This window comes from Conexibacter sp. JCM 18997, assembly GCF_055391915.1.
Genome location: NZ_AP043885.1, coordinates 4538866 through 4562248, shown reverse-complemented (window position 1 = coordinate 4562248; position 23383 = coordinate 4538866). Strand labels below are relative to the sequence as shown.

Here is a 23383-nt window from a genome sequence, read left to right as displayed (position 1 = left end):
GCGATTCGTGTCCAGAAGTCAGACGCCCGCGTCAAAGATCGTAGGCAACTTAACCCAGCGCTTCGACCCCTGGACGAATATTGGACCATCTGCCGATACAGATGGGCCGGAAAGTAGAACTTCCTTGTGCCTAGATGGCCTCCCGCATCGCCTTCGCCGCGGGTGCGACGTCCGCGCTGAGGCGGTCCAGCAACTCCCGCCAGCGGGGGTTGCGGGCGATCGCCTCCTGCACCAGCGCGACCCCGTCGGGCACGCCGCCGGCCAGGCCGGCCCAGAACAGCAGCTCATCAGAGGCGGGCGCCAGCCGGGCCGCGTCGCGGTACAGCGGGCCGGCGTCGCTCGGGCGTCCCTTGGCCACGAGCTCATCGGCCTCGCCGGCCAGCGCGTAGGCCCGATGCAGCACGAGCAGGCGGCGCAGCTCGTCCAGCGGGTCGGCGTGGTCCTCGACGCGCAGATCCACGCTGCGGACGTGGGCCGGTGCGCCGGGCTCGCCGGGCACGACGAGCAGGGCGGCCGACTGGCGACCGCGCGCGTCGCCACCGGTCGCCTCGGCCGCGTCCAACGCGGCCAGCAGGCGTTCGGCCAGCGATCCGCCGGCGCCGGCGAAGGCCTCGGCCATCGCCTCGGGAACGCCCGGGTTGAGCATCATGTTGGCCTGCGCGCTGAAGCCGGGCCCGTCCGCGTCGCCGGCGTGGCGGATGCAGCCGCTGCCCGTCCAGGCCGCGGTGCGCCCCAGGGCGTCGACGATGCCCACCTGCCGCATGCCCGCGTCGGTGCCGGCGACCGCGCGCCGCAGCGCGTCGCGGGCGCTCTCGCCCTGGGTCAGCGCGGCCAGCACGGATGGCCCCGTGTCGGGATCGGGCACCGACTGGACGGCGACCGCGCCGACACCGGCCTGGGCGAAGGGCACCACGGAGCCGACCGAGAACCAGTGCGACTGGACCGCCACGCCGAGCTCCAGCGTGTCGGGGTCGCGAGCGACGATCGAGTACGTCCCGCGGCGCGTCATGGTGCGAGCGTAGCTACCGTCCACCCCATGGCGACGCAGATCGCACTGCTGCGCGGCATCAACCTCGGATCGCGCAACCGCGTGCCCATGCCCGACCTGCGCGAGCACCTGGCCGAGCTGGGCTACGGCGAGGTGCGGACGGTCGTGCAGAGCGGCAACCTGGTGCTGCAGTCCAGCGCCGGCGCGGCCGCACTGCAGCGCGACCTCCAGCAGGCGATCGCCGCCCGCTTCGGCGTCGACACGCCCGTCGTCGTGCGCACGGCCAAGCAGCTGGCCAAGGTCGTCGACGACAACCCCTTCCCGAAGGCCGCCGACGACCCCAAGCGCTTCCAGGTCACGTTCCTGGACGCCAAGTGCCCGGCCGCCGCGGCCCGCGCGCTCGAGGCCGCCGACGTCTCACCCGAGTGCCTGAAGGTCTCCGGCCGCGAGATCTACGTGTGGCACGTCGACGGCATCCAGAAGTCCCCGGCGGCCAAGCTCCTGGGCAAGCACCTGTCGGGCACCGCGACGGCGCGCAACTGGAACACCGTCCTGAAGCTGCTCGAGCTGACCGGCTAAGCCGCCTCGAGCTGCGCGCAGGCGCCCACGTTGACCGGCAGGCCGATCGCGCCCTGGCCGGCCAGCAGATCGCCGATGCGCTGCTGCTCGGCCAGGAAGGCGCGGGTCACCGGCTCGGCCACGTAGGGCGAGGTGTTGAGCGTGTCGACGAGCGCGCGGATCAGATGCGGCGCGGTCTGGGTGACGTCGCGGCGGGCGAACCAGACCGTGCGGTCGACGACGTCGGTGCTGGCGCCCGGCAGCTCGCGGATCGCCGGGCTGAGCGGGAGGCCGCCGGTGTGGTCCAGCCAGGCGTCGGCGTGGCCGTCCAGGAGCGCGCGGCGCGACAGCGGCGACGGCAGCAGCACGGGCTCGATGTCGCGGTAGGAGACGACGCCGGTGCGATCGAGCAGCACCGCGAGCGCGAGCATCGGCGCCGAGCCGCGCTCGACGGCGACGCGGCGGCCGCGCAGCGCCTCGATCGAGTCCAGCGCCGACCCGGCCCGGACGAGGATCCGCGCGTGGTAGGTGTTGGGCTCGCAGACGGCCACGTAGGCCACGTCGACGCCCTCGCTCTGCGCGCGCAGCGGCGGGACGGTGCCCGTGGCGGCGACGTGCAGCGCACCCGAGGCCAGCAGGTCGATCGTCCGCTGCCCGTCGCCGTAGGGCACCCACACCGTGTGGGCGCCATGCTCGGCCAGGCGACGTTCGAGCTCGGCCGCCTCGCGCAGAGCGGTCACCGCGCGGTAGTGGTCCGGGATGCCGATGCGCAGCTCGTTCATGCCCCGCGACAATAGCGGATTCCCTACCGACTTACTGAAGTTTCAGACCAACGGCTTCTCGAACCAGTGATCGGCGAACGGCTCGGCGTTGAAGGCCGCGACCTCGACGTAGCCCGTCGCGCGGTACAGCTGCATGGCCTCGACGAGCACGTGGTTGGTCTCGATGCGCGCGACCGTCGCGCCGTTGGACACCGCCAACGCCTCCAGCTCGACCAGCAGCCGGCGCCCGAGGCCCAGGCCACGGGCCGACTCGGCCACCCACATCCGCTTGACCTCGCACGGCTCGGCGCCGTGGAGCTTCAGCGCGCCGCACCCGACGGGCTCGCCCCGCAGGGTGGCCAGCAGGAACGCGCCCGCGGGCAGACGCAGCTCGTGAGGCTCGGCCGAGATCGCCGCGGACGGGTCGAACCCGTGCTCGCCCCGCCGGTCGAGCTCGGCGAAGTACGCCCGCAGGCAGGCCCGCGCCGCCGGGGCGGCGGGATCGGCGATGGCCACCTCGACGTCGGCCGCGGTGAGCAGCCGCTCGACGGTGCGCATGGCCCGGACCAGCTCGTCGCGGCGGGCGGGATCGACCGCCTCGAGCATCGAGGCGGCCAGCGCGTCGCTGCGCTCGTCGACCAGCGCGTGCTCCGCCAGGCCCGTCGGCGTCAGCCGCGCCACCCGCACGCGGCGATCGGCCGTGGAGGGGGCCACCGTGATCAGCCCGTCGGCCTCGAGCGCGCGCAGCAGCCGGCTGGCGTGACCGGAGTCCAGACCCAGGCGCGCCCGCAACATGCCCACCTCGCACCCCTCGACGCCGATCTCCCAGAGCATCCGCGACGCGCCCAGCGGGCGGCCGCGCGCGAGGTACTGGTCGTTGAGGGCGCCGACGCGCTGCGTGACGGTGCGGTTGAACCGGCGGACGTCGGCGATGATCTCTGACACAAGTCAGAGATTACCGCTGGCGTAGCCTTGCCGACGACGATGGACCACAGTCGCCGCGAGCGCGTGCTGGCCCGGGTGCGCTCCACCCCACCGGGCTTCGTGCGCGCCTACTCCGACCTGGACCCCGGCGCGCCGCGCTTCGCCGGCCAGGTGATGGCCACCGCGCACGAGCGCGACCTGCCCTGGCACCGGATCGTGCGGGCCGACGGATCGCTGACCCAGGGCGACCGCCAGCGCGAGCTGCTGGAGGACGAGGGCGTGCCCTTCCGCGGCGACCGCGTCGACATGCGCGTGGCCCGCATGCCCGAGTAGCGCGAATACTGTCTGACAGTTAGCCTGCGAAGGAGTGCCCCGGCTGCGGCTCATCGTCCTGCTCGGCGCGCTCTCGACGTTCGGGCCGCTGTCGATGGACTTCTACCTGCCGGGCCTGCCGGCCATGGCCCGCGATCTCGACGCGTCGCCGTCGGCCACGCAGCTGACCATGGCCACGTGCATGATCGGCCTGGGCCTCGGTCAGGTGCTGGTCGGCCCGATCAGCGATCAGCTCGGGCGGCGGCGGCCGCTGCTGGCCGGCCTGGCCGTCTACACGCTGATGTCGGTGCTCTGCGCGGTGGCGCCCACGGTGTGGCTGCTGCTCGGGTTCCGCCTCGTCCAAGGCCTGGCCGGCGCCACCGGCATCGTGCTGGCGGGCGCGATCGTGCGCGACTTCAGCGCCGGCCCGGCCAGCGCCCGCCTGTACGCCGCGCTGATGACCGTCGCCTCGATCGCGCCCGTGCTGGCGCCGCTGGCCGGCGGACAGCTGCTGCACCTGACCGACTGGCGCGGCGCGTTCGTCGTGATGGCCGGGATCGGCGTGGCGCTGCTGGCCGCCAGCGCGCTGATGCTGCCCGAGACGCTGGACCCGCAGCGACGCCACGGCGGCGGGCTGCGGGCCACCCGGCGCGACTTCGCCGTGCTCTCGCGCGATCGGGTCTTCGTCGGCCTCACCGCGTGCACCGCGCTGACGTTCTCCTCGCTCGCCCTGTACCTGGCCGGCGGGCCGTTCGTGCTGGAGGACATCCACGGCCTCTCGCCCCAGCTGTACAGCGTCGTGTTCGCCGCCAACGCGGCGGGCATCGTGCTGTTCAGCCAGGTCAGCCGGCGGCTCGTCGATCGCGTCGGGTCGCTGCGCCTGCTGCAGGTCGGCGTGGCGATCAGCGCGGCCGGCGGCGTCGGCACGCTGGTCTGTGTCCTGCTCGACGCCCCGTTGGGTCCGTTGCTGGTCGCGCTCTCGCTGGTCGTCTCCAGCGTCGGCCTGATCCGCCCCAACACGATGGCCCTGGCGCTCGGCCCCCATCCCGACCGCGCCGGCAGCGCGGCGGGCATCATCGGCGCCACCCAGTTCGTCCTCAGCGCCGCGCTGCTGCCCATCGCCGGCATCGCCGGATCGCACGACGCGCTGCCCATGGCGATCGCCATGTGCGTCACCGCCGGGTCCGCGCCGCTGGTGCTGGCCGCCACCGGCGTGCTGGGCGCCCAGCGCCGGGCCGGCGCGCAGACGGCCGGATAGCCTGCGCTGGGCATGTGGCACCAAGCGCTTCTCCGCCTTGCGCCCCGCCCGCGCGGCTTCCACCTCGTCACGAGCGAGGTCGTCGAGGCCGTGCCCGAGCTGGCGCAGCTGCGCGTCGGGATGGCGCAGCTGTTCCTGCGCCACACGTCGGCCTCGCTGACGCTGAACGAGAACGCCAGCCCCGACGTGCGCCGCGACTTCCGCTCGTGGTTCGACGAGGCCGTGCCCGAGGACGCGCCCTACTGGACCCACACCGACGAGGGGCCGGACGACATGCCCAGCCACATCAAGTCCTCGCTGACCGGCAACGACCTGCTGCTGCCCGTGCGCGACGGGCGCCTGGCGCTGGGCACCTGGCAGGGCGTCTACCTGTGCGAGCACCGCGATCACGGCGGCGCGCGCGAGCTGCTGGTCACGCTGTGGGGGGAGACGCGATGACCTCCTACGGAGCGCTGGTCGAGACCTACGGCCTCTCCCCCGCCCACCGCCACGTCCTCGACCTCGTGCCCGACGGCAGCCGCGTGCTCGACGTCGGGTGTGCCGAGGGCTACCTGGCCGCCGAGCTGACCGCCCGCGGGTGCTCGGTCGTGGGCATCGAGCCCGACGCGCGCGCCGCCTCGGTCGCCCGCGAGAACGGCATCAGCGTGCTCGAGTTCGACGTCGAGGAGGTCAGCCTGGACGCCAACGCCTTCGACGTCGTGCTGTTCGTCGACGTGCTCGAGCACCTGCGCGAACCGGTGCCCGTGCTGGCCCAGGCCCAGGCCGCGGGCAAGGCGATCATCTCGATCCCCAACATCGCCCACTGGACCGGCCGGCGCACGCTCCTGCGCGGCGCCTTCCCGCGCCACGACCACGGGCTGTTCGACCGCACCCACCTGCGCTGGTTCACGCGCTCCGAGACGCACCACCTGGCCCGCGAGGCCGGCTTCACGGTCGTCGACGAGCGCTTCGCCGACGCGCCGCTGCCGCTGGAGTCGCGGTTTCCGGCCATCGGCGCGCTGCGCGCACCGGCGCTGAAGGCCTCACCCGAGCTGTTCGCGCTGCAGGTGGTGCTCAGCCTCGAGCGCGCCTGAGCGCCCGGAACTCGGCGATGTCCGCCGGGATGTGGCGCAGGGCCATCTCGCGCACGCGCGGGAGCTCGAGCACGTCGAGGTCGGTCTCGGTGCCGTCGGCCTCCATGCGCGTGGCGCCGACGCCCGGACGCGAGGAGACGGCGCGCACCAACGTGTCGCCCTCGAAGAGCAGGCCGACGCCGTCGTCCGCGGCCCAGCCCGGCGGCAGCAGACCGTCGCGCACGGCGGCGCGGTAGACCGGCAGGCGGTCGGGCTCGCCGTCGCGGTGGACGGTCAACGAGCCGGACAGCAGTCCCATGCCCTTGACCGGCGCGGCCGTGCCACCCGACTTCGTCACGCCGCCCTCGAACCAGCACATCGCCCCGGCGCTGAGCCCGGCCAGAACGGTCCCGCGCTTCCAGGCCTCGCGCAGCAGGTCGTCGAGACCGTGCTCGCGCCAGATGGCCAGCATGTTGCGCATCGAGCCGCCGCCGACGTAGATCAGGTCCTGCTCGAGCAGCAGCTCGTGCAGGGAGACCGCGGTCTCGTGCAGGCGGAAGAGCGACAGGACGGTGGTCGTGCAGGCCTTGCCGTCGTAGGTCTGGTGGAACCGGTGCAGCTGCTCGTGCGGGTCACCCGACGCTGTGGGCAGGAACAGCAGCCGCGGCTCGCGCTTGTCGACGAGCGTCAGGAGGTAGTGATCCAGCGCCGGGTTCTGCGGCTCCATGGTGAAGCCGCCGCCACCCATGGCGAAGATCCGCCGCTCCGGCGCCGGGACATGACGGTCAGGCGGCAAGGGCCGCCGTGGATGGCTCCGGGGATCCGAGGTAGCGGGTCTCGAGCTCCGTCTCCACGACCTGCCCGCGCGACCAGCTCACGCGGTAGGCCCGCGCCTCGGGGCGCGAGGTGACGACACGCTCGAGATCGCGCCCGACGAAGTGCAGCGCGGCGCCGTCGGCGGCCGCGTACCCATCGAGCATTCCCTCGGACATGAGCCGATGGTAGGAGGTCCGACGCTTGGACTCGGTGTCGTAGTGCACCGCGTTGGAGAACGGCAGCAGACCCAGCCCGGCGACCCGGCGCGGCGGCCCGTTGAAGGCGCTGACCACGTCGGCGAACCAGCACAGCGACCCGGCGCTGAGGCCGCACATGACGATCCCCCGCTCCCAGGCCTCGGCCACGATCTCGTGGACGCCGTGCGCGCGCCAGGTGCCCAGCAGGCTCTGGACGCTGCCACCGCCCACGTAGATCAGGTCCTGCTCCAGCAGGCGCTCGGCGAACGAGCGCTCCTCCCCGCGTTCCTCCCGGAAGAGCGAGACGTGCGAGGGGATCGCACAGCCACTGAACGCGCGGTAGAACCGCGTGATGTAGTGGTCGGCATCGCCGCTGGCCGTGGGCAGGAAGCAGACCCGCGGCCGTTCGACACCCGTGAGGGACAGGACGTAGTCGTCGAGCAGCGGGTTGCCGGCCTCCTGGGAGAAGCCGCCGCCACCGAACGCCACGATCTGCGGAGGGCGCTGGCTGGACATGCATCCATTGTTCCCGCCGACCCGGGAGGTTCGGACCGCCCTGCGGTACGAAATGAATCGCCCTACGGGCCAACGCGGATAAGGCCCTGCTAACGGAGCCCTTCAGCCGAACAGCGTGAGCTCGGGCTCGCGCTCGCCGCGCAGCACGGCCAGGTCGACCTCGACGCAGGCGATCCCGCGCGACTCGGCCAGCGTCCGCGCCTGCGGCTTGATCTGCTGGGCGGCCAGGACGCCCCGGCAGCTGCCCATCGCCGGATCGTTGCGGATGAACTCCAGATAGCGCGTGAGCTGCTCGACCGCGTCGATCGTGGCGATCCGCTTGATCTCCACGGCGATCCACTCGTCATCCTCGTCGCGGCACATCAGGTCCACCGGGCCGATGTCCGTCGGCCACTCGCGGCGCACCAGCCGCAGGCCCTCACCACACCAGTGCGGCTGGTCGGCCAGCAGCAGCTGCAGGTCGCGCTCGACGCCGTCCTTCTCCAGCGCCGCCGCCTCGCCCATGTCGTGGGTGACGTCGGAGACCACCTCGGAGATCGCGATGTCCAGCCGATCCTCGCCCTTGACCTTGCGCACGACGATCAGGTCGTCGGACTCCTCGATCGCCGTCGGCGGCGTCATCCAGTTCTGCGGCTTGTAGCCGCCGGTGTCGGCGTGGACCATCACCGACCCGTCGGACTTGATCATGATCAGGCGCAGGGCATCGGGCAGCACGGCGGTGAGCCGGCCCGAGTAGCGGACCTCGCAACGGGCAACGATCAGGCGCATCGTTCGGGACCGTACCGAACGGGTCGGATCGCCCGATCGCTAGTGCCCTGAGTCGGTAAGTCGTGTGCAGCTGGTGGATGCCGGGGCGGGTCTGCCGGTGATCGCCATCACCTGTCGTACTGGTGGTACGGGTGGTGATGGCGAGTGCCGGCAGACACGATTCCGGCGCCGCCAGATGCGGGCGAATTAGTGACTCAGGGCACTAGCCGCGGGCCGTCACGGCGCGGCTGGCCCGGCCGGCGGCGTCACGGGCCCGGACGGTGGCGCGGACGCGGACGCCGCGCGGGACCGTCGTCACGGTCACCGAGCGCGCGCGGCCCTTGGGCAGCAGCAGCAGGCGCCGCCCGTCACCAGTGCGCACGTCGACCTCGTAGCGCAGGCTCGCCGGGCCGCGCCAGGTGACGCGCCGGTTGCTCCCGTGCCGGCTGACCCGCACGCGGCGCGGGGCGGCCGGGCCGCCGGCGGCCGTGCGATAGCGCGCGACCGACAGCGTGCGGCCGGTGGGCAGGCCGCCGGGCGAGAGCACGCGCGCGACGATCCGGTGCCCGCCGCCGCGGGCGGCCGGCGTGAACCGCAGGCGGCCCCGGCCGTCGGCGGTCGTGCGCAGCAGGCGGTGGGCGGCGCCGGCCGTGTCGACGAGCTGCACGCGCCGGCCGGCCAGACCGCTGACGCGATAGGTCAGCACGCGGCGGCCGCCGGCCCGGCGCACGCGTCCGCTGGCCTTCACCGCCGGCAGCGGCGCCGCCGTCCGCGTCGCCGTCACCGGCGCGCTCTCGGGCAGCGTCTCGAACCGCCAGCGCCCCGCGGCCGGGCGATCGACGATCAGGTAGGTGGCCGACGTGGACGGGTCGGCCACGAAGTAGGTGGTCTCGTCGAGGACCGCCTGGCCCGCCGGCGCGGGGTCGATGCGCCGGCCGTCGGGGGCGATCACCGCGACGGTCGGAGGACCGCCCGAGCCGGTCAGCTGCACCGCCAGCTGGCGCAGCCCGCGACGCACGACGACCGATCCGCCACCGGCCTGCGCCGCGCGGGCGTCGGAGCCGCGCACCGCCCGCCAGGTGCCCAGGCTGCACGAGCCCGCGGCGAACGAGAGGCCGTTGACGCCCTGGCCCCAGGTGTAGCCGAAGCCCACGTCCGGGCCGCTGCCGCGCCGGCACGCGCCGATGCCCTGGCTGGACAGCACGGCGTCGCCGCCGCCCGTCACGCCGCCCGGGAGCGTCAGCTCCGCGGCGCCCTCGACGTTGAACTCGCGCTGGCCGTCGAACCAGCCCTCCACCTCGCCGTTGAGCCCGTAGCCGCCGACGCCGAACTCGGCCTTGCCCTTCGCGCTCACGCTGCCGTCCCCGGCCACCGTGACCTGTCCGGAGGCGACGTGGGCCTCCACGAGCTCCAGCGCGCCCGCCAGCGTCATCGTCGCCGGGTCACCGCCGTCCGCGCTGACGTAGGCCAGCGAGCCGTCCAGCCGGGCGGCCGAGACGAGGTCGCCGCCCAGCCGCAGCTGCGGGCCGAACGTGACCGCCGCCGAGCCGCCGACGCCGAACGGGTTCAGCTGCACCGAGAGGCCGGCCTTCTGCAGGAAGAAGCCGTACACGAGCGGCTTGTTCAGGTTCTCCACCGCGGCCGCCAGCTTGAAGTAGCCGTCGCCCAGGCCGAAGCCGAGCTCGCCCTGGAGGCCGACGCGGGTGAAGCGGAACGGGAAGACGGTCGCGCCACCGTCGAAGTGGTAGGTCCCGCCGGCCTCGGAGATGGCCAGCGAGGCCGACTGGATCTCCACGAAGCCGAAGCGCATCCCGGGGAAGGCGATCTTCGCGCCGTCGAGGATCAGCCCCGCCGTGTTGTCGGCCGCCGCGGTCAGCTCACCCGAGTAGCCCGACAGCCGGCTCACCCCGCCGGCGTCCTTGGGGATCTTCAACGAGACCGTGAGCTTCGTCCGCCCCTTCTCCAGGCGCACCTTCGCCGCGCCCTCCACGGGCAGGCCGAACAGCGCCTGCCCGCCCGTCTTGAAGTCCTTCGACGAGCCCTTGATCTCGAAGACCGACTCGGGCCGCGTCCAGTTGACCGCCGCGCGCAGCAGCGACAGCGAGCCGATGCGCACCTCGACGGGGCCGGAGGTCGAGATCGCCCCGCTGCGCCGGTTGATGGAGATCGTGCCGCCCGCGCGGGTCGGCGTCAGATCGATCCCGTTCAGCCGCACTCGCCCGGCGGACTGCGCCGCCTCGCCGCGGACGCGGAAGCAGGCGGCGATCGCGGCGACCTCCCCCACGTTCACCGTCGGCGTGCAGCCCGCCGCCGTTGACGGGGTCGGCGCCCCCGGGTAGCCGTTGTTGGGCAGCGGCTTGGGATCGGGCGCCTCCGGCGCGGTGCCCGGAGCGTCGGGCAGCTCGCCGGGCGGGGCGGGCTGCGCGCCGGCGGGCGCCGAGTCCGGCGCCACCTCGACCAGCGTGGCCGCCCAGTCGACGGTGCCCGACAGCGGCGCCGGCCCGACGCACTGCTTGCTGGCGGTGTAGGTGTAGGAGCCGGCGGCCCCGGGACCGGTGATCGCACCGGTCAGGATGACCTCGCTGGTGAACGACCCCTTGCTGATGTCGTCGCGCGCCGTGAACGCGCCGTCGGGCGCGATCCGCGTGGTGCGCACGAACGAGCCGATCGGGCCGCACCGGCCGGTGGCCGTCGTCGGATCCGCCACCCTGACGTGACCGCTCGCGCCGGCGAACAGCGTCCCGCCCCCGGCGACGCGGAAGTCGAACCCGTAGTCCGCACCGCCCTCGGCGCGGTAGACACCGTCCTGGATCGGGCGGAAGTCGCCGCGGACCATGCGCACGTTCTCGAACTGCTCGGGCGTGCACTCGTCGTCGTTGCCGCTGGTGAAGCCGGCGTTGGGGATCTGGGTCGTGGTCTTCCCGAAGCGGATCGGGTCGTCGCCGTAGCGCACGGTTCCGTCGGCCCGCACCGGCCACGTCTCGGGCACGAAGCCGGCGGTGCGCGAGCGCTGGGTCAGGAACCCGACATCGCCGCAGAAGATCACGAAGTCGGTCATCACGCGCTTGTTCTTGCCGACGTCGCGGATCGTGAACGAGACCTGGGCCGCTCCCGTGCCACCGATCCACAGGCCCGGCTCGGGCTGGGCGGCCGAGGCAGGGGCGGGGCCGACCAACAGGAGGCCGAGGACCACCGCCAGAGTCCACGTCCAGGTCGCGCGCATCGTCGGCCGGTCATATCCGGTGCGGCGATGTCTCATGCGCGTGTCCGCGCTAGATGAGCTGCTCACGGACCTGCTGAACAGGGCAGGGCCGCGTATTTGATGGATGTGTCCGGCCCCGACCGGAGGCTGAGAGGTGCGACCCACCACAGCCCAAGAAGGGACCGGACACATGACAGACCGTAGATGTCGCTATGCGATGGCGGCGAGGATCGAGATGGTCCGCCGCCGCCAGGCGGGCGAGTCGTTGCGGCAGATCGCCGCGGCGGTCGGGTGTTCGCCAACCACGGTCAAGACGATGTGTGACCGGTTCGGCCAAGCCAGCGAGGCCGAGAGGGCAGATTTCTCGTGCTTGGCGCCGAGGCGGCCGGTTCCGCTGTCGTGTCCTTGGGCGCTGACGGCGGCCCAGGAGCGCGAGATCCTCGACGCGCGCCAACGCACGAACTGGGGGCCGATGCGCCTGGCGTTCTTGACCGGCCGTCACCGCTCGACGAACTGGAAGGTGCTCAGGCGCCACGGCGTCAGCCGCCGACGCCGCAGCGAGCGGGCGACCGTTGGCAAGCGCTATGAGTGGACCCAAGCCGGCGCCTTGTTGCACATCGACGCGTTCTCGGCAGCGAAGTTCGATGAGCCCGGGCATTGGGCGACCGGTGATCGCTCCCAGGCCCAGCGCTCGCGCGGGGCGGGCAAGACGGTGGTCATCGGAGTGATCGACGACCACACCCGCCTGGCCTACTGCGAGCTGCACGCAGCCGAGAACAAACACACCGTCTCAGCCACGCTCAAGCGCGCCGCGGCCTGGATGGCAGAACAAGGCTGCGGCCCCGTCCAGGCGGTGATGAGTGACAACGCCAAGTGCTACTCCGAGAGCCACCAGTTCGCCCAAACACTGCACCAGCTCGGTGCCCGCCACATCCTCACGCCGCCCTACACCCCCCGCTGGAACGGCAAGATCGAGCGCTTCTGGCAAACCCTGGACACCGAATGGGCCCACAGCCGCGTTTGGCCCAACAGCACCCAACGCGACCGCGCCCTGTCATCGTTCATCCGCTTCTACAACCGCCAACGCCCACACTCAGCCGCCGGCGGCCGACCACCCATCACCCGCGTTCAGCAAGTCCGCGAGCAGGACAGCTAGACCACGATCGCCGCCCCGTCGGCGCGGGGATCGGTGGCCGCGGCGAACGCGCCATCGGCGGCGATGCGGATCAGCTGCGCGTGCCCGACCGCCTCGCTGCGGGCGCCCAGGTCGACGTCGACGGGCAGCCCGTCCGGCGCCGGGGACTCGGATTCGACGACCGTGCCCGAGACGCTGAAGCGCGGGGCGCTGATCGCCTCGGCGGGCGTCGCGCCGGCCAGCAGCGCCAGCAGCAGCTGCGCGTGGATCTGCGGCTGCGCGTAGCCGCCCATCGTTCCGTGCACCCCGCTCAGGCGCCCGTCGCGGCGGGTCAGCAGCGGCATCAGCGTGTGCAGCGGCCGCCGACCGCCGGCCAGGCGGTTGGGCGAGCCCGGGCGCAGCGTGAAGCCGGCGCCGCGGTTGTGGCAGAGGATCCCCGTGGTCGGTTCGAGGATCCCGGAGCCGAAGGCCGAGAAGATCGACTGGATCAACGAGACCCCCCAGCCGTCGGCGTCGGCCGTGACGATCGCGATCGTGTCGCCGGTCGGCCGGGGTGGCGCGGGGGGCGACGGGCCCGTCGCGTCGAGCAGCTCACGCGCGTGCGCGGGCGACAGCAGCCACTCGACCGGCACATCCGCCGTGCGCGGATCGGCCAGCCAGCGGTCGCGGTCGGCGGCCGCCGCGGCGAACAGGCGGGCCAGCCGCGCGGGCGCCACCGGCTCGCCCAGCAGCTCCAGCGCGCCCGCCACCTCGAGCAGCACGTGGCCCTGCGAGTTGGGCGGGGCCGTCAGCAGCTCCTCGCCCAGCAGCCGGCCCACCAGCGGCGGCACGATCTCGGTCTGGTGGCCGGCCAGGTCGGCCAACGTCAGCGGCGAGCCGAGCGCGCGCAACCCGTCGACCAGCGCCGCGCCGACGGCCCCGCCGTACAGCGCGCCCGCGCCGTCGGCGGCCAGCGTCTCCAAGGTTCCGGCCAGGGCCGGTTGGCGCAGCCCCGCCGCGTCGACCAGCAGGCGGCCGAGCTCCGGCTCGGCGTCCAACGCGCGGGCCAGCGACGGCGCCACCGGCACGCCCGCCCGCGCGTGCGCGATCGCCGCGTCGAACAACGCCGACCAGGGCATCCGCGCGCCCAGCCCGTGCAGCGTCTCCCAGGCGCGCACGGCGCCGGGCACGGTGATCGGCGCCACGCCGCGCGTCGGCATCGCACGGCCCAGCGCGTCCGGGTCGGCGGCCGCCGCGGCCGCGCCGCTCCCGTTGATCGTCACCACCGCGCCGTCGGGCGCGTGCAGCAGCGCCATCACGTCGCCGCCGATCGCGTTCATGTGCGGGTAGACGACCGCGATCGTCGCCGCCGCGGCCAGCGCCGCGTCGACCGCGTTGCCGCCGTCGCGCAGCGCGGCGGCGCCCGCGGCGGTGGCCAGCGCGTGCGGCGTGGCGATCGCCCCGGCGGTCATCCCCCGCGCTCGGCCTTCATGCGCGCGAACAGCACCGTGACCAGCCGGCCCGCCAGCGCCTTGCGCCGAGCGTCGGAGCGGCCGGGCACGAACACGGTGACCCGGGCGATCCGATCGGCCTGGAACGCCACCAGCTGGGCGCGGCCGTTGGTCCAGTACGCGCCCACCCCGCCGTAGGTCGAGTCGTCGCCGACGTGGCGCACGTTGTGCGGCCGCAGGCTGGGGATCGTGTTGAACTTCTGGTAGCTCTCGGACAGCTGGTTGTAGTAGCGCCGCGTGGCGTCGGCGGCGCCGTCGAGGATCACCCGCACGTTCGTCTCGCCCTTGGCGTAGCGACAGGTCGACAGGTCCAGCGAATCGGTCGGCTCGGCCCGCAGCCCGCGCACGCCCACCACCTGCTGGACCTCGGCGACGGGCAGCAGCGTGCACACCGACTGCCCCTCCACGCCCTCGGCCGAGCGGTCCTTGTCGTGCTCGAGCTCCTCCCCGTTGGAGGCGCTGAGCGACGAGTTGAAGACCGTCGTGGTGGCCGGCGGGGCGTCGTCGCCACCGCACCCGGTGAGGGCGACGGTGGCGACGAGCGCGGCCAGCGGCGGCAGACGGTGCGGCATCGCCTCCATGGTGGCACCGCCGCCGCGGGTCCGGGATCGGTGGAGACCCTCAGCTGGCGGCGTCCTCCGTCTTCTTGGCCACCACGTCGACGCTCAGCGCCTCGGTGCCCGCACCGTGACGGCGCTCGTCGCCCGCCCACTGGGCGACGAACACCGCCGGGTGCGACAGGCGCGTGACCACCGTGAAGGTGCCGTTGGAGGCCGCGGCGACCTCCTGGTAAAGCCAGCGCGTCGAGCCCTCCTCGCGCAGCGAGACGACGATCCGCTCGCCGCCGCGGGCACCGGAGAGCCTGCCGTCCACGCGGGCCACGCCGTTCTCGCGGATGCGGGGTCGCGACGTCGTGAGGCGCAGCTTCGACGGTCCGCCCGCCGCACCGGCCAGCGAGGTGGCGAACAGCGCGTTGGAGCGGGTCAGCGCGTAGCCGGTCTTGATCGACGCGGCGGCCAGGCCGTCCTGGGCCAGGGCCGAGTCGGCGATCAGCTGCGGCTGCCAGGTGCGTCCGGCGTCATCGGTGCGCAGCACGTAGCCCGCCTCGTCGGAGCCGAACTCACCCACGGCGATCCAGCCGTGGCGCAGGTCGGAGAAGCGCACCGCGTACCCGAGCTCGGTGCCCACCGACGGCATCTGGCGCCAGTGCTTGGCCCGGTCGGTCGTGCGCCACAGGACGCCGTCGGAGTCGAGCAGGTAGATCGTGTTGTAGGCGACCATGTCCACGTCGTTGACGCGCGTGTGGGTCGTCGGCCGCGGCAGCTTGATCCACCGCGCGCCGGCGTCGTGGGAGTAGCGCAGCGCCTTGGGCCCGGAGGCGACCAGCTGCGTGCCCACGCGGTCGATCCCGAACAGCGGGGTCTCGCGCACGTCGTCGTCGGGCACCGCCTTGAACGTCTGCCCGCCGTCGGTCGAGCGGCGGATGCCCACCGGCCCCGACAGCACGATGCGGTCGGCGTCCAGCGCGGTCAGCGCCTGCGGGCGCAGCCCGGTGCCCGCGTTGAGGATCTGCCACGAGTCGCCGGCGTTGTCGGTGCGCAGCAGCTGCCCGGAGACGTCGAGCACGAAGCCGGTCTCCAGCGACACGTAGGACAGATCACGGATCTCGTCGGAGGTGGCCGCGTCGATCTCCCGCCAGGTCTGGCCGGCGTTCGTCGTACGGGCCAACGCGCCGCCCTGCCCGTAGGCGTAGGCGACCGTGCGCCCGGCGGACTTCAGGCCGGTGAAGCGGCCCGGGAGCGGGCCGCCCAACGGCGAGAACGTCATGCCGCCGTCGTCGGAGAGCACGGTGGCGCCGCCGTCGCCGACGGCCACCGCGCGGGTGGGCGAGGCGAACGCGGCCACCCGCAGCGCGCGGTTGGCCACGGCCAGCGACGTCCAGGTCGCGCCGCCGTCGGCGGTGCGCAGCAGCTGGTCGCCACGCGTGCTGACGGCCAGGCACAGATCGGCCGTCGCGCAGCGGACCACGCCCAAGCCGGGCGTGCCCGCGGGCAGCGGCTGCTCGGTCCAGTGGACGCCGCCGTCGGTCGTCTTCAGCGCGAACGGCGCATCGCCGACCGCGTAGCCGATGCCCGGTGCGGCGAACGTGATCGAGCGGATCGAGAACGGCTCGTCGACCACCGGCGTCCAGGTGTTCCCGGCGTCGGCGGTGGCGAACACCGAGCCGCCGTTGGTCGTCGTGAAGCCGACGGTCGGCGAGGTGAAGGTGACGTCGGTGGGGACGACCCCCGACGAGGCGCTCGTCGCCGCCGTGCCCGGCACCGCCGTGCGCCGCGACCACGTCTGGCCCGAGTCGGTCGAGCGCAGGAGGTTGCCGTTGCCGAGCAGGAGGAAGCCGGTGGAGCTGTTGGGGAACGAGACCGACGAGATGCCGCCGGTGCAGCTGGCGTCGCTCGCCGTCCACGGCAGCCGGGTGAACGTCTTGCCGCCGTCATCGGAGCGGCGCAGCGCGCACCGGCCGGCCACGACGAACGTGTCCGGGGTGAGCACGTCGACGCTGGACAGCGGCTGCGTCAGCCCGGTGGCCACGCCGGACCAGGTCGAGCCCGCGTCGTCGGTGCGCAGCAGGGTCCCGAAGGGGCCGGCCGCATACCCGCGACTTCCGGAGAACTCGAGCGTCGTCAACTGCGTGCCCTGCGGAAGCGGATTCCCCCAGCGCCAGCCCGAGTGGCTGGAGGTGACGGCGGCCGGAGCGGGCGCCGCGGCGGCCAGTGCGACGGCGGCGGCGGCGAGAAAGGGCGAACTTCTGAGGAGGCTCATGCGTCGTAGTGGACGTATGCGAAACGTTCTGGTTGTGCTGTTTGTTGGAGGAACCCTCTCTTTCGGAGCCACGGCGGCCGACAGCTCGGCGGCGGTCACGGTCGGGTCCTCCCTGCGCGAGCGCGCCGATCTGTTCACGCGCTGCGACGCCTATTGCACCGAGATGCAGGTGACGCGCCCCGGCGGTCTGGCCGGCGCCACGATCCCCTCCGACGGGGTCATCACCCGCTGGCGGGTCCGGGCAGCCACGCGCGGCTGGGTGCGCCTGCGGATCCTGCGCCCGGCGCCCGACGGGACCTACACGCCGATCGCCGCCTCCGAGCCCAAGCCGCTGTCGGGCTACCACGCGCCCGGGCAGGACGTGCGCTACGAGTTCGCGGCCCAGATCCCGGTCGTGGCCGGCGATGTGCTGGCGCTCGATCGCGATCGCGCGGGCGGCGCCGTCTTCCACGGCTACGGCGCCGACACGTCCTACACGGCGGCGACCTTCTCCCCCGCGCTGGCCGACCTGGCGGCCGCGCCGGCCGCACCCGTGGCCGGTCGCGAGCTGCTGCTCAACGCCGACGTCGAGCGCGACGCCGACGGCGACGGCCTGGGCGACGAGAGCCAGGACCGCTGTCCCGCGGTGCCCGCGTCCACCCCCGACGTCCCCTGCCCGCCCACCTCGACCCCGACGCCGACGACGCCGGTCACACCCACGCCGGGCTACGACGGGCCGACCGTGCAGGGCGAGGGCGGTCCGACCCGCCCGACCGGCTCGGACCCGACCGGCCACGGCCCGCGGCCCAGCGTGCGCCCCGAGCCGAAGGCGCCGCGCAAGCGCTCCAAGCGTCACCGCTCCGGCAAGCCGACCCGCAGCGACCCGCCCAACCGCTCCGAGGAGCAGACCAGCGGCCACAGCGGCGGCAAGCCCACCCGCCAGGACCCGCCGACCGACACGAAGCAGTCCTCACAGGGCCACCGCGGCCGCACGCCGGCGCGCAACGACCCGCCGACGACCGCACCCGAGCGGCCCGACGGCCACGGCCAGACCACGCCGCAGCGGGCCGACCCGGACCAGCCGAAGGCCAAGAAGCGCAAGAAGCATCGCGGGCAGGCGCCACGGCGCGACGACCCGCCGCCGGCCCCCAAGGAGCCGGGCTTCGAGCCGCACTAGTGCCCTGAGTCACTAGGCGAGTTCGACCAGGTGCGGGTCGTTGGGGTCGACCCGCACCGTCACCTGCTTGCCCGGCGGGAAGGCCTTCAGGTGGCGCGGGCCCCAGATGTGCTCGTAGGTCACGCGCCGGGTCAGGCCGCCCTCCTCGACGTCGAGCGTGATCTGGACGACCGGCATGTTGGCCAGCGAGCGACCGGTCTCGGTGTGCTCCACGATGACCGCGCCGGCCTTGCGGCCCTCCTTCTTCAGCCGCTCCAGCCGCGCGATGCGCTCGCCCTGCGTCGCGTGGTCGCCGGCGGTCACCGGCTCGATCCCCTGCGCGCGCATCTGCTCGCGGTTGGCCTGCAGGATGTCGTCGCGGATGCGCTCGTCGCGGGCCGCGCGCCGGGCGATCTCCGCGTCGACGAGCGCCTCCTCGCCCTCGCGCAGCTTGCCCTGCAGCGGGTTGAAGATGCGGTTGGTGACGTTGTCGAAGGCGTTGTTGCGCCGCGCGATCTCGCGGTCGATGCGGCCCTTGCGCTCCCACGCCTCCTCGTGCTCGTCGTAGGCGGCGTCCCAGTCGATCCACAGCCGGGTCGGATCTCCGGGATCGACGAAGCAGGGCAGGCCGATCGAGCGCATCAGGCCGTAGGACGGACGCAGCCGCGGCTTGTACCAGCGCTTGCCCGAGACGCTCTGCTCGGAGACCCAGATCGGCGCGTTGCGCTCCTCGGCGAACGACACCGGCGCGCGCCCGTCAACCTGCAGCTCCCAGGTCACGGCCATCCGCACCGACGTCTCCAGGAGCGCGGGACTGGTCGAGCCCGACTCGTCCGGCGCGGGCGGCAGCACCGACCAGTCGGTCGCGAACACGCGCGCGGGCTCCCACCCGCGCGGCGGGCGGCGCTGGAAGCCGGGTCCGAGCTCGAAGCCCACTACGCGAGCTCGAGAACGTTGGGATCACCAGGGTCGAGCTTGACCTCGATCGTGGCGCCGGGCAGCAGCTTGGGCAGGCTGCGCGGGCCCCACAGGTGCTCGTAGACCACGCGGCGCGTGTCGCCGCCGTCGTGCACGTCCAGCGTGATGTGCACGACGTGCTCGCCGGCCAGCGTGCGCCCGGTGTCGACCTGATCGACCACGACGGCGCTGGCCGTGCGGCCTTTCTTCAACAGACGCTGGATCTGCGCCATGCGTCGCTCGCGCTCGGCGTTCTCCACCGGATCCACGGGCCCGGCGTCCATGGCCGCCACCTGGGCCGCCAGCTCCGGGTGGGCCGCGAGCACCTCGTCCTGGACCCGCTGCTGCTCGGCCGCACGCCGGGCGATCTCGGCCTCGACCAGCGCCTCCTCGCCCTCGCGCAGCTTGCCCTCCAGCGGGTTGAACACCCGGTGGAAGGTGCGATCCCACACCCCGTCGCGCTCGGCCACCGCGCGCTCGACCCGGCCACGTTGCTCCCACGCCTCCTCGTGCTCGGCGTAGGCGGCGTCCCAGTCGATCCACAGCCGCGTCGGGTCGGCCGGATCGACGACGCCCGGCACGCCGAGCGACTCCACCAGGCCGTAGGATGGGCGCAGCCGCGGCTTGTACCAGCGCTTCCCCGACGGGCTCAGGCTGTAGACCCAGGCCGGCGCCGCACGCTCCTCGCTGAAGCGCACCGGCTCGCGCCCGTCCACGCGGACCTCCCAGGTGAAGGCCACGTTGTGCGACAGGTCCCAGCCGGCGTTGCGCGAGCCGCTCTCGTCGATCCCGCCCGGCAGGATGCGGCGCTGCACCGCGAACGCGCGTGCCGCGATCCAGCCGCGCGGCGGCCGGCGCTGGAAGCCCGGCCCCAGCTCGTACCCCATGGAACCGACGCTACCGATGCGTCAGGCGGCGTGCAACGCGCGCGGGACCGCCTTGCGCGTGCGCTCGAGCAGGTCGGCGACCTCCTCGTCGGGCGCGAGCTGCAGCGCGCGCTCGCAGGCCTTCAGGCAGTCCGTGATGCGATCGGTGCGGGCCAGCGCGTGCGCGTAGCGCTTCCAGGCCACGGCGCTGTCGGGCTCCAGGAGCGTCGCCTGCCCGGAGGCGGTCACCTCGCCGCCGACATCGCCGGCCAGCTGGTAGGCCAGCGCCAGGTCCAGCAGCGCCTCGACGGTCGGCCCCAGCTCGCGCGAGCGCTCGAGCGCGGTGATCGCCGCATCGCGGTCGCCCAGGCGCAGGCGCAGGCGACCGACGCGGGCCCAGGCCTCGGCATCGGTCGGGCCGCGGTCGACGGCGCGCTCGGCGGCCTCGGCGGCCAGGTCGATGGCGCCCATGTCCTCGTAGATGCGGGCGGCGAAGCGGTGCGGCGTCGGGCGGTCGTTCTCGACGCGCGCCCAGTCGCGCACGGAGCGCCCGGCCGCGGGCAGGTCGCCGCCCTGCCAGAAGGCCAGCGTCATCAGCCGCAGCACCGACGGGTTCACGGGATCGGCGTCGCGCGCGTAGATCAGCCGCTTGGCCGCGAGCTTGTAGTCGCCCTCGGCCATCGCGTGCTGCGCCGCGGTGAGGAACCGCTGGACGCGGTCGGCGCCCGGATCCGGCTTGGAGAAGTCGACGAACTGCAACGAGCCGGCGGGCACCGTGCGCACGCCGACCTGGAAGGCCACGCGGGCCCACTGCTGCACGTTGTCCTCGTCGCCGGTGAAGTAGATGCCCGAGACCGTGCCGACGCCCCACTCGGGATAGGACAGGCAGCGCGCGTAGCGGTGCACGACCGAGTGGTCGGGCATGCGGTCGCCGAACGGGTCGTTCTGCGCGCGGTCGGCCGCCGCCTCGCGCTGGGCCTGCTCGCGCTCGTAGTTGCGCCGGCCCTCCTCGGCGCGCGCGGCACGCGCGGCCGCGGCGTTGACCTTGACGGCGTTGCGCGAGACCTTGCCGCCGCGCGAGCCCTCGGCCAGCTCCTCGAGCTGGTCGGCGGCCAGGTTGATCGCCTTCAGATGACGCTCGTGCTCGAACTGCTTGCCGGGCGGAGCCAGATCGGGGTGCCAGACCTTGGCCAACCGGCGCCGGGCGAGCTGCACGTCGCGCTTGTCGAAGGGCGGTTCGAGCTCGAGAAGCAGGATCCCCTGCTCGATGTCGTAGACCGCTGGCATCCCTCCTAGGGTACCGTCGCAAGCCGTGTCCGCCGATGCTCAGAAGCAGGCCGCTGCCGTGGCCGCGGCCCAGCTGGTGGAGAACGGGATGCGGGTCGGCCTGGGCACCGGTTCGACCGTCGCCTTCCTGCTGCCGGCGCTCGCGGCCCGCGACCTGACGGGCCTGCGCTGCGTGGCCACGTCGACCAAGACCGAGCAGGTCGCGCGTCAACTGGGGCTGCCGGTCGAGCCCTTCGAGGCGCTCGACGAGCTGGACATCGCGATCGACGGCGCCGACGAGGTGGCGCCCGACGGCTGGCTCATCAAGGGCGGCGGCGGCGCGCACACGCGCGAGAAGCTCGTCGCCGTCACGGCCGACCGGTTCGTCGTGATCGTCTCGGCGAACAAGGTCGTCGACCGCCTCACCTGGCCGGTCCCGCTGGAGCTGCACGCGTTCGGGCTGGCCTCGACGCTGCGCCGCGTGCCCCAGGCGGTCGTGCGCGCGGGCTGGCCGCCCAGCCCCGACGGCGGCGTGATCGCCGACTGGCACGGCGACATCCCCGCCGATCCCGCGGCGCTGGCCGATCGCCTGGCCAACACGGTGGGCATCGTCGACCACGGGCTGTTCCCACCGACGCTGACCAGCGACGTGATCATCGCGGGCGCCGACGGCGTCGAACACCGCACGCTCTAGCCTGCGGAGAAGCGATGAGCAGCCACCAGTACATCTACACGATGCACCGTCTGACCAAGGAGTTCCCTCCGGACAAGACGGTGGTCAAGGACGTCACCCTCGCCTTCCTGCCCGGCGCCAAGATCGGCGTCCTCGGCCTCAACGGCACGGGCAAGTCGTCGCTGCTGAACATCATGGCCGGCCGCGACACCGAGTTCCGCGGCGACGCGATGCTCGCCCCCGGCGCCTCCGTCGGGCTGCTCGAGCAGGAGCCGCGGCTGGACGAGTCCAAGAACGTCAAGGGCAACGTCGAGGACGGCGTGGCCGAGACGAAGGCGCTGCTCGATCGCTTCAACGAGATGGCGATGAACTACTCCGACGAGACGGCCGACGAGTTCGCCCGTCTGCAGGCGGAGATCGACGCCAAGGGCGCATGGGACCTTGACGCGCAGCTCGAGCAGGCCATGGACGCGCTGCGCCTGCCGCCGTCCGACGCCGACGTGTCGCGGCTGTCCGGTGGCGAGCGCCGCCGCGTGGCGCTCTGCCGGCTGCTGCTGCGCCGCCCCGACCTGCTGCTGCTCGACGAGCCCACCAACCACCTCGACGCCGAGTCGGTGGGCTGGCTGGAGCGCCACCTGGCCGAGTACGCGGGCACGATCGTCGCGGTCACCCACGATCGCTACTTCCTCGACAACGTCGCCGGCTGGATCCTCGAGCTCGACCGCGGCCGCGGGCTGCCCTTCGAGGGCAACTACTCCTCGTGGCTGGAGCAGAAGCAGGCGCGGCTGGCCCAGGAGGAGCGGACCGACAAGGCCCGCCAGAAGACGATCGAGTCCGAGCTGGAGTGGGTGCGCGAGAACCCCAAGGGCCGGCGCAAGAAGGCCAAGGCGCGCCTGAACAACTACGAGGCCCTGCTGGCCCAGGACCGCAACGTCCAGATCGACCAGGTGCAGATCCACATCCCCGCCGGGCCGCGCCTGGGCGACACGGTCGTGCGCGCCGAGGGCCTGAGCAAGGGCTTCGGCGACCGCCTGCTGATCGACGATCTGAGCTTCGACCTGCCGCGCGGCGGCATCGTCGGCGTGATCGGGCCCAACGGCGCCGGCAAGACGACGCTGTTCCGCATGATCACCGGCCAGGAGCAGCCCGACTCCGGGAAGCTGACGGTCGGCGAGACCGTGCAGATGGCCTACGTCGACCAGTCGCGCGACGACCTCGATCCCGACAAGAACGTCTGGGAGGTCATCTCCGGCGGCGACGAGCAGATCCAGGTCGGCGACCGCAAGATGAACTCGCGCGCCTACGTGTCGTCGTTCAACTTCAAGGGCTCCACGCAGCAGTCCAAGGTGAGCAAGCTCTCCGGCGGCGAGCGCAACCGGGTGCACCTGGCCAAGCTGCTCAAGGAGGGCGGCAACCTGCTGCTGCTCGACGAGCCGACCAACGACCTCGACGTCGACACGCTGCGCGCGCTCGAGGAGGCGCTGCTCGACTTCGCCGGCTGCGCGGTGGTCATCTCCCACGATCGCTGGTTCCTGGACCGCGTCGCCACCCACGTGCTGGCCTTCGAGGGCGACTCGCAGGTGACGTGGTTCGAGGGCAACTTCGAGGCCTACGAGGAGCACCGGCACGCGCTGCTGGGCGACGAGGCCGACCGCCCGCACCGCATCACCTACAAGAAGCTGACGCGCAGCTGACACGCCGTGGGTCGCT

General features: G+C 73.3%; 22 protein-coding genes. 9 read left to right on the top strand and 13 right to left on the bottom strand.

Annotated features, from left to right (window positions below; all coding sequences use genetic code 11):
- Nucleotides 1-130: 130 nt before the first annotated feature.
- Entirely contained in the window at nt 131-1009 is an 879-nt protein-coding gene (locus tag ACZ5UI_RS22910; protein ID WP_464191415.1) for a DUF1028 domain-containing protein, read from the bottom strand.
- Between the two features lie 27 nt (nt 1010-1036).
- Here ACZ5UI_RS22910 and ACZ5UI_RS22905 point away from each other — a divergent pair, with 27 nt between their 5' ends.
- Nucleotides 1037-1567, top strand: coding sequence for a DUF1697 domain-containing protein (locus ACZ5UI_RS22905; protein ID WP_464191413.1), 531 nt, complete (start codon nt 1037-1039; stop codon nt 1565-1567).
- Here the strand turns inward: ACZ5UI_RS22905 and ACZ5UI_RS22900 are convergent.
- Both ACZ5UI_RS22900 and ACZ5UI_RS22895 read right to left on the bottom strand, forming a co-directional pair.
- Nucleotides 1564-2328 carry a PhnD/SsuA/transferrin family substrate-binding protein gene (locus ACZ5UI_RS22900; RefSeq protein ID WP_464191411.1) on the bottom strand — a complete coding sequence of 255 codons (765 nt, stop codon included), beginning with the start codon at nt 2326-2328 and terminating at the stop codon, nt 1564-1566. The genes ACZ5UI_RS22905 and ACZ5UI_RS22900 overlap by 4 nt on opposite strands.
- Before the next feature lie 42 nt (nt 2329-2370).
- A complete protein-coding gene (locus tag ACZ5UI_RS22895) occupies nt 2371-3252 on the bottom strand; it encodes a GNAT family N-acetyltransferase (RefSeq protein WP_464191409.1) in 882 nt (293 codons plus the stop codon).
- 39 nt (nt 3253-3291) lie between these two features.
- Between ACZ5UI_RS22895 and ACZ5UI_RS22890 the strand changes: the two genes are divergently transcribed.
- Genes ACZ5UI_RS22890 through ACZ5UI_RS22875 form a run of 4 tightly spaced genes read left to right on the top strand, consistent with a single transcriptional unit; the run spans nt 3292 to nt 5874 of the window.
- Nucleotides 3292-3564: an MGMT family protein gene (locus tag ACZ5UI_RS22890; RefSeq protein WP_464191407.1), complete on the top strand. Its 273-nt coding sequence runs from the start codon at nt 3292-3294 to the stop codon at nt 3562-3564.
- A gap of 34 nt (nt 3565-3598) precedes the next feature.
- Complete coding sequence (locus tag ACZ5UI_RS22885; protein ID WP_464191405.1) at nt 3599-4801, top strand: multidrug effflux MFS transporter; 1203 nt, start codon at nt 3599-3601, stop codon at nt 4799-4801.
- Nucleotides 4802-4813: 12 nt separating this feature from the next.
- Nucleotides 4814-5239: a secondary thiamine-phosphate synthase enzyme YjbQ gene (locus tag ACZ5UI_RS22880; protein WP_464191403.1), complete on the top strand. Its 426-nt coding sequence runs from the start codon at nt 4814-4816 to the stop codon at nt 5237-5239.
- On the top strand, nt 5236-5874 hold the full coding sequence (locus tag ACZ5UI_RS22875) for a class I SAM-dependent methyltransferase (RefSeq protein ID WP_464191400.1): 639 nt from the start codon (nt 5236-5238) through the stop codon (nt 5872-5874). Before ACZ5UI_RS22880 ends, ACZ5UI_RS22875 begins: the two co-directional genes overlap by 4 nt.
- Here the strand turns inward: ACZ5UI_RS22875 and ACZ5UI_RS22870 are convergent.
- From ACZ5UI_RS22870 to ACZ5UI_RS22855, 4 genes are all read right to left on the bottom strand, one after another.
- Nucleotides 5855-6580: a Type 1 glutamine amidotransferase-like domain-containing protein gene (locus tag ACZ5UI_RS22870; protein WP_464191398.1), complete on the bottom strand. Its 726-nt coding sequence runs from the start codon at nt 6578-6580 to the stop codon at nt 5855-5857. The genes ACZ5UI_RS22875 and ACZ5UI_RS22870 overlap by 20 nt on opposite strands.
- A 58-nt stretch (nt 6581-6638) precedes the next feature.
- Nucleotides 6639-7382 (bottom strand): Type 1 glutamine amidotransferase-like domain-containing protein, encoded by a 744-nt coding sequence (locus ACZ5UI_RS22865; RefSeq protein WP_464191396.1) that lies wholly within the window; start codon nt 7380-7382, stop codon nt 6639-6641.
- Nucleotides 7383-7484: 102 nt separating this feature from the next.
- Nucleotides 7485-8150, bottom strand: a complete 666-nt coding sequence (gene nucS / locus ACZ5UI_RS22860) for an endonuclease NucS (RefSeq protein ID WP_464191394.1) — start codon at nt 8148-8150, stop codon at nt 7485-7487.
- Nucleotides 8151-8352: 202 nt separating this feature from the next.
- The gene (locus ACZ5UI_RS22855; RefSeq protein ID WP_464191392.1) at nt 8353-11388 is read right to left on the bottom strand and encodes a hypothetical protein; all 3036 of its coding nucleotides are present in this window, start codon (nt 11386-11388) and stop codon (nt 8353-8355) included.
- Nucleotides 11389-11548: 160 nt separating this feature from the next.
- Between ACZ5UI_RS22855 and ACZ5UI_RS22850 the strand changes: the two genes are divergently transcribed.
- Nucleotides 11549-12487, top strand: a complete 939-nt coding sequence (locus ACZ5UI_RS22850; RefSeq protein ID WP_464188931.1) for an IS481 family transposase — start codon at nt 11549-11551, stop codon at nt 12485-12487.
- On the opposite strand, the gene ACZ5UI_RS22845 is transcribed toward ACZ5UI_RS22850, so the two are convergent.
- The 3 genes from ACZ5UI_RS22845 to ACZ5UI_RS22835 are packed head-to-tail and all read right to left on the bottom strand — an operon-like array spanning nt 12484 to nt 16776.
- Complete coding sequence (locus ACZ5UI_RS22845) at nt 12484-13917, bottom strand: gamma-glutamyltransferase (protein WP_464191389.1); 1434 nt, start codon at nt 13915-13917, stop codon at nt 12484-12486. The genes ACZ5UI_RS22850 and ACZ5UI_RS22845 overlap by 4 nt on opposite strands.
- Entirely contained in the window at nt 13914-14528 is a 615-nt protein-coding gene (locus ACZ5UI_RS22840; RefSeq protein ID WP_464191387.1) for a hypothetical protein, read from the bottom strand. Before ACZ5UI_RS22840 ends, ACZ5UI_RS22845 begins: the two co-directional genes overlap by 4 nt.
- Before the next feature lie 49 nt (nt 14529-14577).
- Nucleotides 14578-16776 carry a WD40/YVTN/BNR-like repeat-containing protein gene (locus ACZ5UI_RS22835; RefSeq protein ID WP_464191385.1) on the bottom strand — a complete coding sequence of 733 codons (2199 nt, stop codon included), beginning with the start codon at nt 16774-16776 and terminating at the stop codon, nt 14578-14580.
- A gap of 163 nt (nt 16777-16939) precedes the next feature.
- Between ACZ5UI_RS22835 and ACZ5UI_RS22830 the strand changes: the two genes are divergently transcribed.
- Nucleotides 16940-17932 carry a hypothetical protein gene (locus ACZ5UI_RS22830; protein ID WP_464191383.1) on the top strand — a complete coding sequence of 331 codons (993 nt, stop codon included), beginning with the start codon at nt 16940-16942 and terminating at the stop codon, nt 17930-17932.
- A gap of 12 nt (nt 17933-17944) precedes the next feature.
- On the opposite strand, the gene ACZ5UI_RS22825 is transcribed toward ACZ5UI_RS22830, so the two are convergent.
- The 3 genes from ACZ5UI_RS22825 to ACZ5UI_RS22815 are packed head-to-tail and all read right to left on the bottom strand — an operon-like array spanning nt 17945 to nt 21021.
- A complete protein-coding gene (locus ACZ5UI_RS22825; RefSeq protein WP_464191381.1) occupies nt 17945-18847 on the bottom strand; it encodes a hypothetical protein in 903 nt (300 codons plus the stop codon).
- Nucleotides 18847-19755, bottom strand: coding sequence for a hypothetical protein (locus ACZ5UI_RS22820; protein ID WP_464191379.1), 909 nt, complete (start codon nt 19753-19755; stop codon nt 18847-18849). Before ACZ5UI_RS22820 ends, ACZ5UI_RS22825 begins: the two co-directional genes overlap by 1 nt.
- A gap of 21 nt (nt 19756-19776) precedes the next feature.
- Nucleotides 19777-21021: a J domain-containing protein gene (locus ACZ5UI_RS22815; RefSeq protein ID WP_464191377.1), complete on the bottom strand. Its 1245-nt coding sequence runs from the start codon at nt 21019-21021 to the stop codon at nt 19777-19779.
- Between the two features lie 25 nt (nt 21022-21046).
- On the opposite strand from ACZ5UI_RS22815, the gene rpiA reads away from it, so the two are divergent.
- Entirely contained in the window at nt 21047-21694 is a 648-nt protein-coding gene (gene rpiA, locus ACZ5UI_RS22810) for a ribose-5-phosphate isomerase RpiA (protein WP_464191375.1), read from the top strand.
- A gap of 14 nt (nt 21695-21708) precedes the next feature.
- Nucleotides 21709-23367, top strand: coding sequence for an energy-dependent translational throttle protein EttA (ettA, locus tag ACZ5UI_RS22805; RefSeq protein WP_464191373.1), 1659 nt, complete (start codon nt 21709-21711; stop codon nt 23365-23367).
- Nucleotides 23368-23383 lie beyond the last annotated feature (16 nt).